The organism is Rhizobium sp. AC44/96 (assembly GCF_001692185.1).
GTDB lineage: Bacteria > Pseudomonadota > Alphaproteobacteria > Rhizobiales > Rhizobiaceae > Rhizobium.
This window is the reverse complement of record NZ_LXKO01000017.1, coordinates 1-12,446: the sequence shown is the minus strand read 5'-3', so window position 1 is coordinate 12,446 and position 12,446 is coordinate 1. Positions and strand designations below refer to the sequence as shown.

At 58.2% G+C, this 12,446-nt stretch carries 12 protein-coding genes; 7 read left to right on the top strand and 5 right to left on the bottom strand.

Annotation, left to right across the window (positions count from 1 at the left end; translation table 11 throughout):
- Positions 1-189: 189 nt before the first annotated feature.
- Positions 190-870 (top strand): NnrU family protein, encoded by a 681-nt coding sequence (locus A6U87_RS16515; RefSeq protein ID WP_065692387.1) that lies wholly within the window; start codon positions 190-192, stop codon positions 868-870.
- On the opposite strand, the gene A6U87_RS16510 is transcribed toward A6U87_RS16515, so the two are convergent.
- Both A6U87_RS16510 and A6U87_RS16505 read right to left on the bottom strand, forming a co-directional pair.
- Complete coding sequence (locus A6U87_RS16510) at positions 825-1,463, bottom strand: UbiX family flavin prenyltransferase (protein WP_065692386.1); 639 nt, start codon at positions 1,461-1,463, stop codon at positions 825-827. The two genes, A6U87_RS16515 and A6U87_RS16510, sit on opposite strands and share 46 nt — an antisense overlap.
- Positions 1,447-2,955: a UbiD family decarboxylase gene (locus A6U87_RS16505; RefSeq protein ID WP_065692385.1), complete on the bottom strand. Its 1,509-nt coding sequence runs from the start codon at positions 2,953-2,955 to the stop codon at positions 1,447-1,449. Before A6U87_RS16505 ends, A6U87_RS16510 begins: the two co-directional genes overlap by 17 nt.
- A 102-nt stretch (positions 2,956-3,057) precedes the next feature.
- Here A6U87_RS16505 and A6U87_RS16500 point away from each other — a divergent pair, with 102 nt between their 5' ends.
- From A6U87_RS16500 to A6U87_RS16480, 5 genes are all read left to right on the top strand, one after another.
- Positions 3,058-3,564 (top strand): SCP2 domain-containing protein, encoded by a 507-nt coding sequence (locus A6U87_RS16500; RefSeq protein WP_065692384.1) that lies wholly within the window; start codon positions 3,058-3,060, stop codon positions 3,562-3,564.
- On the top strand, positions 3,555-4,532 hold the full coding sequence (locus A6U87_RS16495; protein WP_065692383.1) for a peptidase U32 family protein: 978 nt from the start codon (positions 3,555-3,557) through the stop codon (positions 4,530-4,532). The genes A6U87_RS16500 and A6U87_RS16495 overlap by 10 nt, the downstream gene beginning before the upstream one ends.
- Positions 4,533-4,534: 2 nt before the next feature.
- Entirely contained in the window at positions 4,535-5,464 is a 930-nt protein-coding gene (locus tag A6U87_RS16490; protein ID WP_065692382.1) for a U32 family peptidase, read from the top strand.
- A complete protein-coding gene (locus tag A6U87_RS16485; RefSeq protein WP_244499518.1) occupies positions 5,422-5,874 on the top strand; it encodes a hypothetical protein in 453 nt (150 codons plus the stop codon). Before A6U87_RS16490 ends, A6U87_RS16485 begins: the two co-directional genes overlap by 43 nt.
- A gap of 438 nt (positions 5,875-6,312) precedes the next feature.
- Entirely contained in the window at positions 6,313-6,492 is a 180-nt protein-coding gene (locus tag A6U87_RS16480; protein WP_065692380.1) for a twin-arginine translocase TatA/TatE family subunit, read from the top strand.
- Between the two features lie 484 nt (positions 6,493-6,976).
- On the opposite strand, the gene A6U87_RS16470 is transcribed toward A6U87_RS16480, so the two are convergent.
- Positions 6,977-7,495, bottom strand: a complete 519-nt coding sequence (locus A6U87_RS16470; RefSeq protein WP_244499517.1) for a hypothetical protein — start codon at positions 7,493-7,495, stop codon at positions 6,977-6,979.
- A 341-nt stretch (positions 7,496-7,836) separates the two neighbouring features.
- Between A6U87_RS16470 and A6U87_RS16465 the strand changes: the two genes are divergently transcribed.
- Positions 7,837-9,708, top strand: coding sequence for an adenylate/guanylate cyclase domain-containing protein (locus A6U87_RS16465; RefSeq protein WP_065692377.1), 1,872 nt, complete (start codon positions 7,837-7,839; stop codon positions 9,706-9,708).
- A 232-nt stretch (positions 9,709-9,940) separates the two neighbouring features.
- Here A6U87_RS16465 and A6U87_RS16460 read toward each other — a convergent pair whose 3' ends face one another.
- Entirely contained in the window at positions 9,941-10,210 is a 270-nt protein-coding gene (locus tag A6U87_RS16460; RefSeq protein WP_065692376.1) for a hypothetical protein, read from the bottom strand.
- A 1,184-nt stretch (positions 10,211-11,394) separates the two neighbouring features.
- On the bottom strand, positions 11,395-11,547 hold the full coding sequence (locus A6U87_RS30690; RefSeq protein WP_369327363.1) for a DUF982 domain-containing protein: 153 nt from the start codon (positions 11,545-11,547) through the stop codon (positions 11,395-11,397).
- Positions 11,548-12,446: the final 899 nt, after the last annotated feature.

Below are 12,446 nucleotides of genomic sequence, written 5' to 3'. Positions count from 1 at the left end.
AATCATATTTAGAGAAGGGAAAGAGTTCGTTCTTTGCGCTGGCGCAAAGAAGCTAAGACTGGCGTTTCGTCGTGCGAAGACCAAGCCGACCCTTCGTGCGACCCCGTGGCTTCCATGATGCGGGATAATTGACGACGATCAAACTGCATATCTACTGATGATGCTAGGTGGAGCTCCAAGGAGTCCTCAATGATCTCGTTTCTCTCTGCCTTCGCAACTTTCCTGTTACTACACTCAATCCCAGCGCTGCCGGCACTGCGTGCGGGTATCATTGGCCGCCTTGGACGGCCTGCGTACCTTGTCGGCTATTCCGCAGCGTCCGTCGCCGCGCTCGTGTGGCTGTTCTCAGCCGCGCTCTCCCTCGACTACATTCCGCTTTGGGATCTCCGGCCATGGCAAGCCGCCGTGACTTTTGTCCTTGCACCGTTCGGAGGCTTTCTCGTAGTCGCAGGGCTCCTAAGCAGGAACCCATTGTCAATCACTATCCGTTCTTCCGACGAAGTTGGAGCGGTTGCGCGCATAACGAGACACCCGGTCCTTTGGGGCTTTGCCATTTGGGCGTCCGGGCACATCGTGGCAAACGGAGATCTCCGGTCCCTGTTGCTGTTCGGCGGCTTCGCTCTGTTTGCTCTCGGGGCGATCCCTATGACAGAAAAGCGTGCCCGGCGACGCTTAGGCGATCGCTGGTCGGCTCTTTCGCAAAGTACGGGGATCATCCCATTCGCGGCATTGGCCAAGGGACACCGCCTTGCGATTGACGGAGCCATGGTCGTCGCTTTCGCTGTCACCGCCGCCTTGGCCTGCTGGCTCCTGCTCGGAGGTGGTCACGCGATGCTCTTCGGTGCCGATCCAATCGCGATCTTCGGCTGATCAAAGGACGCTTCTCCGTTCCATGCCCGAGACTGGTGAGGCAGGGACAAGCCAAGGAGATCGATCGCTCGAGCAGCTAGGTGATCGATGATATCCTCGACGAACTTCGGTCGATTGTAGAAGGCAGGTACCGGCGGCATCACGATCGCCCCCATCTCGGTTACGGTCGTCATGTTCCTGAGGTGGCCTAGGTGAAGGGGCGTCTCGCGCGTGAGCAGCACGAGGCGGCGGCGCTCCTTGAGTTGGACGTCTGCGGCACGAGCAAGGAGGTTTTCCGAAAGGCCAGTCGCTACGGCCGCGAGCGTCTTCATGGAGCATGGAGCCACTATCATCCCGGCGACGGGAAACGACCCGCTTGCGATTGCCGCGCCGATATCATGGTCGTCGTAGCAACGGTATGCCTTGAGCAGCAGCCGTCCGTGTGCCTCCGACCCAGCCTCGTGTGCCAATGTCCGCTTCGCGGCGTCGGTGACGACGATGTGGACCCTAATACCGGCGGCCGTTAGACGATCCACCACAGCAACGGCGAGAGCCGCGCCGGATGCACCACTCACCCCCACGACGACGTCGTGGCCGTCAGCGTGCGAATGCATGCCTCGTCCTTTCCCAGATTTCGGTCGCCCGCCGCGACAGCTCTTCAGGCATATGAAGTTCCAATCCCCATTCCCGTTCGGTTTCGCCGCCGATTTTGTTCGTCGCGTCGATCCCCATCTTGGTTCCAAGTCCGGCTCTGGGCGATGCAAAGTCGAGGTAATCGATCGGTGTGTTCTCGAGAACTACGAGATCGCGCCCCGCGTCGAAACGGGTGGAGATTGCCCACAGCACGTCGTCCCAGCGGCGGACGGAGATGCTGGAATCAACGACGATCACTAGCTTCGTATAGTTGAACTGCGGAAGCATCGACCACAGACCCATCATCACCCTACGAGCCTGCCCCGGATATCGCTTGTCGATAGCAACGACTGCCGCACGATAGGAGCAGGCTTCCGGGGGAAGCCAAATGTCGGTGATCTCCGGAAACTGCCGTTTCGCGATCGGAACGAAAAGTTCGGTCATCGCCTCTCCGAGGACGGACGGCTCGTCCGGTGGCCGTCCCGTATACGTAGTTAGATAGACGGGCGCACGCCTGCTGGTCATCGCACTCAAGCGAACCACAGGGAAGGATTCGACCGAGTTATAGTAGCCCGTGTGGTCTCCATACGGCCCCTCGGGCGCGGTCGCATCCTTCGAGACGTAGCCTTCCAGAACAATCTCAGCGTTCGATGGCACATTGAGTGCGTGCGTTTTGCACCGCGTCACTTGCGTTCTTGAACCGCGGAGCAGACCCGAGAAATTCAGCTCGCTCATCCCCTCGGGAAGCGGAATGACTCCCGCCAGGATCGTCGCTGGATCCACCCCGATGACGACCGCCACCGGCATGTCCAGCCCCTTCCGCTGCCACTGCCTGAAGTGCTTCGCGCCCCCGCGATGGGCCAGCCAGCGAACAATGAGGGATCGATGGTCAAGCAATTGCATACGGTAGATGCCGACGTTGACGTCGTCGGGGTCGTCCGGGCTGCAGGTTATGACGAGCGGCCATGTGACGAGCGGCGCCGGCTCTCCGGGCCAGCACCATTGAATGGGTAGGCGCCCAAGATCGATCTCGTCGCCTTGAAGGATGACCTCCTGGCACGGAGCCTTCCTTGAATACCGCGGCCGCATCGACGCAGCGGCCTTGAGAAGAGGAAGCTTGCCCCAGGCGTCGCAAAGCGATCTCGGAGGTGTCGGCCGCTGCAGTTCCGCAAGATCTTCCGCAAGACGTGATAACCCACCAGGACCAAGCCCCAAGCCGAGTTCGATCCGCTCCCTCGTCCCGAAAAGATTGACGACCACCGGGATATTGGAGATGCGTCCTTCCACATCGACAGGTCGCTTCAGCATCAGCGCTGGGCCGCCTTCGAGCAAGACAGTCCGATGAAGCGCCGTGACCTCGTGAACGAGCGAGACGGGCTCTTCAACCTCGACCAGCAGTCCTCGGGTCGCGAGATCTGAGAGAAAACTCTGTAGGTCGGCATGTCGTTGAATGTTTCTGTTGTCTTTGAGCATCGGCCAGCAATGGCATTGCAAATCCGTCCCCGTCTTTGTTCGGGATCAAACAGCATACCGGCGGACGAAACTAAGATGGCCCGTCAAATTTAAGAGGCCCCGATGTTTGCTCCATCTCGCTTGCTGGGAACTGCTCGGTTTGTTCCGCTGCCTATCGCGGCGCGGATCGCCGATCTTCTCCTGAAGCAAGTCCTTCGTGTCCACCCGAAGCTTTTCGACCGCCTTGGTGATTATGGAGGCGCTCGCTTTGCATTCGTTCCTACGGACTTTCCGTTCTCTTTCTCAATTCAGCCCAACGAACGTACGCTTGCAACGTCGCGGGGAGGAAGCGCAACGAAGGCCGATGCCACGATTACGGGCCCCTTGGTACTCATGCTCGCTCTTGCCGAGGGGCGTGTCGACGGGGATGCCCTGTTCTTCGCGCGCAGACTCCTTGTGTCCGGTGACATGGAAGCCGTGCTGGCCCTTCGCAATGCTCTCGACGACAGCGAGATCGATCTCGTTAAATCCATCACCGAGCTGACGGGCCCGATGCGCGGGCTGGCTGCCATGGCGCTGGAAGGGATGAGGCGTGACGCACTCAGATCGCAGGGTCTGCAATGGAACTGATCTGCCCAGCAGGAACTCCTGCCTCCTACCGTGAAGCCGTCGACGCTGGTGCGGACGCCGTCTACTGCGGCTTCCGTGACGAAACGAACGCTCGGAACTTTCCGGGCTTGAACTTCGACGTCTCCGAGCTTCGCGCATCGATCGCATACGGGCGCTCACGCAACGTCAAGACTTTCGTCGCCTTGAACACGTTTATGACGGCCGGGAAGGAAGACCTTTGGTACCAGCGCGCCGCGGAGGCGACAGAGGCAGGAGCCGACGCCCTGATCGTTGCCGACTTCGGTCTGATGGCGCATGTCGCCGAACATCACCCGCGCCAACGGCTTCATATTTCGGTACAGGCGTCGGCCTCAAATCCAGACGCATTGGCCTATCTCGTGGAGAGCTTCGGCGCCGCTCGCGTGGTGCTCCCCAGGACCCTGACGATCGACGACATTGCCAAAATCGCCCGCCGCGCGGCTTGCGAACTGGAGGTTTTCGTCTTCGGCGGACTTTGCGTCATGGCGGAAGGCCGGTGTTCGCTCTCGTCCTACGCGACCGGAAAGTCCCCGAACATGAACGGCGTCTGCTCGCCAGCAAGCCACGTCCGCTACAGACAATCTGGGACCGACATGGTTTCCGACCTTGGAGGCTTTACCATCAACCGTTTCGAGGCGGGCGAAGCGACGGGCTATCCGACGCTTTGCAAGGGCCGTTTCGAGATCGGCGATAGTAAAACCTACGCCTTCGAAGATCCCGTGTCGCTTGACGTGATGGATCAGCTTGACGAGCTTCGAGCCGCGGGCGTCAAGGCGCTGAAGGTTGAAGGCCGCCAGCGTGGAAAGGCCTACATTGCCGAAGTTGTGTCGACCCTGAGGGCGACGTTGAACGCCGCTCCGGCGGAGCGAGTTCGGCTAATGGAACGTCTTCGCACGTTGAGCGAGGGGCAGCAGACCACGCGCGGCGCCTACGAGAAGCGCTGGAGATGACGATGCCAGATAGATTTCGACTGACGCTCGGACCGCTGCTCTACCTATGGCGGACGGAAAAATGGCGCGACTTCTACTACAGGATCGCTGACGAGGCGCCTGTGGACGTCGTCGTTCTCGGGGAGACGATTTGCTCGAAGCGGCTCCATTTCATGGAAGGCGAGATGGCCGGCGTCGTTGAACGCCTGGAGGCGGCAGGCAAAACCGTGCGGTACTCTACGCTCGCTCTCGTCACGCTTGATCGCGAGGCGAAGTACCAACGAACAATGGCTGGCGACGACCTCCACCTGGTAGAAGCAAACGACCTGTCGGCGCTTCAACTCCTGAAGGGACGACCACATGCGATTGGCCCGTTCGTAAATGTATACAATGGTGCCACCGCCCGGCTTCTCGCCCGACACGGCGCGACATCTATATGTCTTCCGCCCGAGATCCCAGCAACCTCCATCGTGGAGATTACAAGGGCCTGCCCCGGACCGGAGTTCGAACTCTTCGCATTCGGGCGAATTCCTCTTGCCATCTCCGCTCGCTGCGCGCACGCGCGTTCCAAGGGGAAGACGAAAGACAACTGCCAGTTCGTGTGCCAGGAGGAGCCCGATGGCCTCGCGGTCAACACGCTCTCCGGCCAACCGTTCCTCGCTCTGAACGGCGTACAAACGGTGTCGCACGCGTGCCAAGCTTTGCTGGAAGAACCCGAGGACCTTTTGTCGCTCGGCATCACGTCGCTACGACTTTCCCCGCAGGACTGCGACATGGCGAGTGTAGCTGAAGTCTTTGCAGAACTTAGTCGGAGGAAAATCCACTCCGAGGAAGCCGAGGCTTCATTGAGGGGCATCTATCCTGCGGCACCGCTCTCGAACGGCTTTCACCACGCCCGTTCTGGAGCGGAATGGATATCGAGGCTGAAAAACTCCCAGGAACACCAACGATGACGAGAGTGAGGGAAATGCCTAGAAGCAGAAAAATGGGGCTGTCGGCGCTACGGCAGATCAAGGCTTTCGCAAAAAAGCCTGAAATGGACTGCGGCTGCGCGACGGTCGTGGGTGAGGTTCTCACCAATCTCGCTCCGGTCGAGCGGGCGGCCGTAGCAACGGATATCTTTGCAGCGGCGATCCGGCAGAGAGCCAAGGCGCAAACTCTTCTGGAACTGCTTCAGGAGTTTGACCAGTTCGGCGCCGCCACGGACATCGGCGAACTGGAGGAAGCCGCGTTGCTCTTCGATGATCTGGCCCAGCAGGCCAGACTGGGCTCTCAGCTACTCCGCGTCTTCACCTTCAACAGGTGCGACCTCCGCAGCATTCCGGAAAAGGCGCCAGAGTGGACTATGGGAGTGGAAAGTTGAGACTCTCGCGCGACCAAGATCTTCATACGGATATCTTGGAGCTCGTAAGTTCTGGCGCGTCCTTGGGAGGCGAGGCACAGACTACTTTGGAGACATATCTCATAGCGACACGAGCCCCTTTACATCCGCAGTCGCATCAGACGACCTCCGGCTCTCCGCCCAAGAGAATCTTCAGGAAAAGCGCCGGCTTCCATCGAAATCGATGCTCGAAAATTGACTAGGAGGCTTCATATCGTCGTGCCGCACCTGCGCCCGAGGTGGAAATCACGGCCCGAGGGGTCGCGCCCGTCGCAGACCGGCGGGATCCCTCTGGAAGGCCTCAGAAACCGGGACGACCAGTGAGGAAATCCCTGCTGACTTTGTTTCTGCTTGATCTCGAACAAACGAGAATTTGCCCGCTGCCGCTAGTGTACGCACGTTCTATTAAAGGAGAAATACATGGGAAGCTTCAGCGCTTGGCACTGGATCATCGTACTCGCAGTGATCCTGCTCTTTTTCGGAAAGGGAAAGGTGCCTGAACTAATGGGCGATGTCGCACACGGGATCAAGGCCTTCAAAAAGGGCCTCAGGGACGACGATCTACCCAAGATTGAGTCCGACCCACACAACGGTCAATGATCCGGAATGCGGGGCGAAAGCACCCGCGGGACTTTCAGCACTTGCGCCGGTCAATGAGCGTCGATCACCAAATGAGCAGACTATTTCGATCTGGGGAAGGAAGGTGCGATGCCGAAAGATAAGATGGCTCCAGTTATCGTTCATGTCGCACTCGATGCGCGTGAGCGATCCGGCCGGATCGAGTTTCGCATGGAGGGGCGCGCCGGGGTTGTCGTCGTGTCTAGAAGAGCATTGTTATCGGTGGCGTCCCCTCCTCGCTCAACGGAAGAGCGGCTCTGGAGCTACGCTTCGATGTTCTGCCAAATGGCGATTGCCCACTCGAGACTCGTCGGCTTCGATCAAGACGTTCTTCTGGTGACAGCAAACGACGTTACGAATTGGCTTAAAGGATGGCGGCTCACCGAGCGGCAGCTGGTGTTTCCCTCTCACGCTCGGCCACAAAAGCATCTAGCTGCTAGCGCATTCCCCCGTTTGGTGTGGAGTACTAGCGAAGCTGTCTAGGCGCTGTATCGCGCTTGGATACCGAACCAGAAGTGAGAGGAGTGCCACGTGATGTGCAACTCCGGTACGACAAGTTCCGCAAAGTCCGAGCGGAGCCAACAACCTGCCAATGCCCACGGGCCCCGGCCACGCGCTGATACAATTGACGCAATGTTAGGTTTTCGCGAGCCGCCAGCTCCAGAAAGCGCGCTCTGCGACTCTTGCCGCCCTCGGTTTCCGGGAGGTCGGCAATCAATGCGTCGACCGGCATGGTCCTGATGTCCTCGACGCCAGCAAGGTCAGCGAGCATATCCAACCCCACTAACGGCTCTAAAAGGCTTTGCAACTGCTCGAACTTGTCACTGGCCTCCTGCCTGGTCCTCCCAACGACCGGGAACACCCTGGGCAGGATTTTCAGGCCGCCAGTAGAGCGGGCATATTTCGAGAGACGACCCTTCAGATCGGAGTAGAAAGCGATCGAACCTTCCAGCGTCTGCTGCGCGGTGAAGACGGCCTCGGCCATGCGAGCGGCAACCGCACAGAACCTAAGGGGACTGGCAAAACTCAGACCACCAAGGCCACCATACGGCGTCATCGCCGCATAAAAGCGGCTAGGAAGGATACCCTGCGCGAAAGTGCGGGACAGACAACCGATCCTCCTCACCGGAGAACCGCTGAAACAGCCCGATGAATAGTTAATTGGCCGAGTTTTTCAACGATATCCGCCAAAAGGAGACGTCAAGCAGCTGTTGTCTCGCACTGTCAGCAGGAGCGTTCGTCCGTCGTACGCGACGTTGACAACGGATACGCTGAGGTCAATCCTCAGCGTCGGGAGGGCCGAAGTTTCGGCCAGTAGGATTGTCGATGGATCGCAAGCTTGCAGCCATCCTTGCAGCTGATGTCGTAGGATATTCCGCGATGATGGAGCGCGATGAGACGGGGACGCATGAGCGCCTCCAGGCTGGATTGCGGGAGGTGTTCGAACCCATCATTGCGAAGCATCACGGCACCATCTTCAAGCTGATGGGCGACGGGTTGTTGGCGGAGTTCAGCTCGGTCGTCGAGGCTGTCGAATGCGCCGTCGTTCTTCAACAGTCGCTTACCCAACGCAATCAAGATGTCCCTCAGCAACAGCAAATTCGGGTGCGGATCGGCGTGAATCTTGGCGAGGTCATCGTTGAGGGACAGGATAGGTTCGGCGAAGGCGTCAACATAGCTGCCCGTCTTGAGCAGCTCTCCGAGCCTGGCGGCATCTGGGTGTCCGGAAAGGTCGCCAAGGAGGTCGAGAAGAAGCTCGCCTTCGGTTTCGAATCCATGGGCGCACAGAAGGTCAAGAACATCTCCGAGCCGGTGGACTGCTACCGCGTGACATTGGCCTGTCGAGCGACAAGGCGGCAGCCAGCCAAGCGCCAAAGCGCTTCCGCCAACGTTCTGGTTGGTGCTTTCGCAATCGTCGTCATTTGCGGCCTAGCATTGTGGGCGTTGCCGCTGGCCGGTCTCACCATTCCCGGCATATCGACGACGACCGAGCGATCGGGCGTGCCGATGATTGCCGTTCTACCGTTCCAGAACATGAGCGGCGATTCCAAACTAGACTATTTCAGCGACGGAATAACCAACGATCTGATCTCGATGCTGACCGGGGTATCGGAGCTCAAGGTTCTGTCCGGTAGCGCGACCTACCCGTACAAAGACAAGAAGACAGACATTCGCAACATAGGCAAAGAGCTTGGCGTCGCCTATGTGATCGAGGGCGGGGTATGGAAGGACTCCGACAGGCTCCGGATCACCGGCCAGCTCACCGACGCGCAGACCGGGGAGCATGTGTGGGCGGAAAAGCTCGACGAGAAGGGAACTGATCCTCTTGCCCTTCAGGATCGGATTGTGGAACGCATCGTCGCGTCGCTCGGCGGCCAACGCGGCAAGATGTACGAGAGTGAATACCGAAAAGTCTGGGAAAAGGACACGCCAAAACTTGAGGAATATGATTACTTTCTGCGCTCAAACTTCTATTTCCAGCAATACACCCCCCAGAGTTTGCTCAAGGCTCGAGAGATCATCGAAGAAGGCCTCAAGAAATTTCCGGATTCCGCGCTGCTGAAGTGCGGTCTCGCTTGGGACAATGTGCTTGCCGCCAACTACGGTTACGACACGACGCCGGACGAGCACTGGCGTGAGGCTTCAGAGATATTAAACGAGACGCTGGTGCGTCCCAGTCTTGGGCCAGATGCGAAAAAGAGCGGCCTTTGGTCCTTCAGCTATGTCAGCGCCCACGGGGGCAACTTCGACAAATCGCTTCAAAGCGCACAGGAGGTGATGGCGCTTTCACCGGGGGACGCCTTTCTGATCGGCGACCTTTCTAGCGCCTACCGTTGGCATGGTATGACTGACAAGGCGATCGAGCTGGCTGACTTTGCATTGAGGAACGACCCTAACAACGCTCCTTACTACCTGAGCATGAAGGCGTTCGTGTTCACCGATATGGGACGTTACGGGGAGTCGGCGAAGCTGATCGATGGCACTGCCGATTTCTTCATCGGCATCCCACTTCTCCGTGCAATCAACTTCGTGCATCTGGGAAAACCCTACGACGCTCGCAAGGAGATCGACAAGGTGCTGGCGGTGCAGCCCTGGTACACTGCCGCGCGCTGGCGGGACATGACTTTTAATATCAAGCCGGATGTCATCGACATGCAGGTCGCCGACCTAGTAAAGGCGGGGTTGCCGGAAAAGTAGTAAGCCGTTCGGGTGTGCTGACGCCATCTTCGCAATCGCCAACTGACGACACATACGTAGGGTGCTGTGGTGCGCCAGAAAGAGACATTCGTTTGGTCGCCTCAGATTGACCGGTAAGCTGTATTGCTGTCCCGTTGTCTTTAAAAGGGGCCGAAAGCTGCAGCGCTAAGGTCTTTCGGTCGGACGGAGGAGCAGAATGAACAAGCTACTCCGGATCACTCGTGGCGCTAGGCTAGCCACGTTCATCGGCCCATCGATTAACGGCTTCCAGCCGCACCTGCCGGGGAGTGGCACCTTCCACTGCACTTTTCCCTCGGGCGTTGAGGGCATCGACAAGATCCTCTTCGGAATCAATTCCGCTTTGAAACAGCTTCAGGACGAACTGCGCCGCATACTGTGTGTCGCTGGTATCCACCAGAGATGCATAGTAGCCCGCGCGTTCCAGCACACGTTCAAGCATCTTCACGTCGGCTATCTCAAGATATTCATGGTTGGAAGACATGATAGTCCTCCTTTTGTTGGGGCGAAGGCATTGAGCCTTTACGCGACGGCGCCCGCTTCGAATGCCATCGACTGGATGAGACTGCGCCGTAAATGTCCACTAAGCAAGTCGTTTGTCGCTTGCGAAATTGGAACATCCTCTCCCCCTCCTAGTGTGGGGGACGCATCTCGATCTGCGTTAACGACCCGTTATTATCGGACCATGTTCCGCACAAGGCGCAGACCAGATCCGAAAGCCGCCCCGGCAGCGACCAAGGTTGTTCGTGCGCGCATAGTGACTATCTCGGACGAACCGGAACTGGGAATATTATCGATCTTGGCGGACCAAGGCCCTGTGCGCGGCTGATCGACAGGGATCATGCGCACGAGCTGATGGAAGAGTGCCTGACGCTACTGGGTTATCCCGCCACTGCGGACTGACTGCGAGCCAACTTTTACTCCCTCGCAGGGTGCCATCTTAACCCCGTGAGTTTTCGGTCTGCCACACTGCGTGCAGACACGAAGTCCGGTGCATGGCTCGATCTGGAAATTGTGGCTACCCGCTGGTGGATACCCGATTGCTCGCTTCTGACTGGCCTGCACAGCCGCCGTCGTTCCAGGGCTTTCCCTCATCTTCCAATAGCCCTAAGTCGCTGAGTTTCTTCCGAACTCTAAGCCGTAAGGTAGAGGCATCCTGGCGGCTGACAAGCCTCTTTAAGTCGTCTGCCTGTCCGCGCCCCGACAAATGGAGAATTCCGAGGTTGTCCATCATCCGTTCGCATCACGTCTGGCGACACCCCACCGCCCGTTCAGAATATGATGGCATCTACTCGTCCCGTAGTCGAAAATATTCCTCGCGGCTTAGAGCAGCCTGGAGCACTGCATCAACGTGAGGGAGAAACAACCGCCACGCTGGCACACCCTCAATCCTGGTGTCTTCAGGAAGGTCACTCAATCGACATAGAGCGCGAGCAGCTAACTCGCGCGGGCTCTTCGTTTCCATGCGCTTGCTCCAGAACCAAGGCGATGAACCATAATATAGCCACGTCAGCCCAGAACAAAACGCGGACCGTGGTTGGCACAGCGTCCGACAAATCTGCTCAGGGTGGCGACGTAGAGAACAGGCCGGGATCAGATCGGGAAACTTGCAAGCGAGCGGCAGCCCAACATTCCAGCCGGGCTGCCGCTTTGATGGTGCAGGCGGGCTCAGTCCAATATCGACGCAGCGATCGCTGCGGTGACGAATGCCTCTCTTGCATCTACGAGCGAGGCGTAACCGTCCGCAGCAAGCTTGCAGGCGCTTTTCGCTCTTTCGTAAGAGGGGCTTCGTTCGTCTGGCCACCTTGTTTCAAGGTAGATCAGGGCCTCATCGGGCTATCGATGGTTTCAGATACTCCGTCACCGATCTTCAGATAGACGGGAATCTCCTAGAGGGGGAGAATGGGGAACTGACGATCACCAGCGCTCATCCTTTTTCTCCTTCCGCTCTTCAGTCGGACGAGCAATTTTTATATGGCCCGCTTATTATATTTCAATAAACAATATTAAGTGCAGCGCACCATTTAATGCATGCCCATCATCCCGCTCGACAGGCAAGAACCTCAGCCATCGCAGACCAAATCGGCCTTGGTTTCGCGGGCGGAGCCTGGGCGGTCCGAAGCGCACGAAGTTCTTGCGCGCACGGGTCGCGGTCAACGTTATAAATCACCCCGGCGATGCCGAGGCAGGCCAGACACACGAGTACGCACGTCCAAACGAAGTTTCGTCGCATGCGCTCTGTCCAGTTGTTTCGCCCCCCACTGTACGCCCTTGCGGCGAATTAACCACCCCACGGCCCGCAGAGAGCGTGTTAGGATGCGCCTTAATCTACGTTGACGACCATTTATTATCAGACCATGTTCCGCAGAAGGCTCCGAATACCCACTACGAAGAAAGACCCGGTTGCGACCAAGGTTGTTCGCGCGCATATAGCGACGATCTCGGACAACCCGGAACTGGGAATGTTATCGATTTCGACAGACCAAGGCCCTGTGCGCCTCCTGATCGACAAGGATCGTGCCTACGAACTTATGGACGAGTGCCTGAAGCATCCTCCCACTATGGACTGACTGCGCGCCAACGTTACCCCCCCCCCGCAAGCCAGCATTCTAACACGGTGCTGTTGATTCCCATTGAGAGCTGACCCGGCGTTTCCACCGAGAAGTGACCCGCTTTTAGGTATCGTTTGTGTTAGTCGTAGTGGTCAAGTTCCTGCGTTT

Coding starts and splice junctions, on each gene's coding strand:
- A6U87_RS16515 (WP_065692387.1), top strand. CDS start 190: ATGATCTCGTTTCTCTCTGCCTTCGCAACTTTCCTGTTACTACACTCA.
- A6U87_RS16510 (WP_065692386.1), bottom strand. CDS start 1,463: ATGCATTCGCACGCTGACGGCCACGACGTCGTCGTGGGGGTGAGTGGT.
- A6U87_RS16505 (WP_065692385.1), bottom strand. CDS start 2,955: ATGCTCAAAGACAACAGAAACATTCAACGACATGCCGACCTACAGAGT.
- A6U87_RS16500 (WP_065692384.1), top strand. CDS start 3,058: ATGTTTGCTCCATCTCGCTTGCTGGGAACTGCTCGGTTTGTTCCGCTG.
- A6U87_RS16495 (WP_065692383.1), top strand. CDS start 3,555: ATGGAACTGATCTGCCCAGCAGGAACTCCTGCCTCCTACCGTGAAGCC.
- A6U87_RS16490 (WP_065692382.1), top strand. CDS start 4,535: ATGCCAGATAGATTTCGACTGACGCTCGGACCGCTGCTCTACCTATGG.
- A6U87_RS16485 (WP_244499518.1), top strand. CDS start 5,422: ATGGATATCGAGGCTGAAAAACTCCCAGGAACACCAACGATGACGAGA.
- A6U87_RS16480 (WP_065692380.1), top strand. CDS start 6,313: ATGGGAAGCTTCAGCGCTTGGCACTGGATCATCGTACTCGCAGTGATC.
- A6U87_RS16470 (WP_244499517.1), bottom strand. CDS start 7,495: ATGGCCGAGGCCGTCTTCACCGCGCAGCAGACGCTGGAAGGTTCGATC.
- A6U87_RS16465 (WP_065692377.1), top strand. CDS start 7,837: ATGGATCGCAAGCTTGCAGCCATCCTTGCAGCTGATGTCGTAGGATAT.
- A6U87_RS16460 (WP_065692376.1), bottom strand. CDS start 10,210: ATGTCTTCCAACCATGAATATCTTGAGATAGCCGACGTGAAGATGCTT.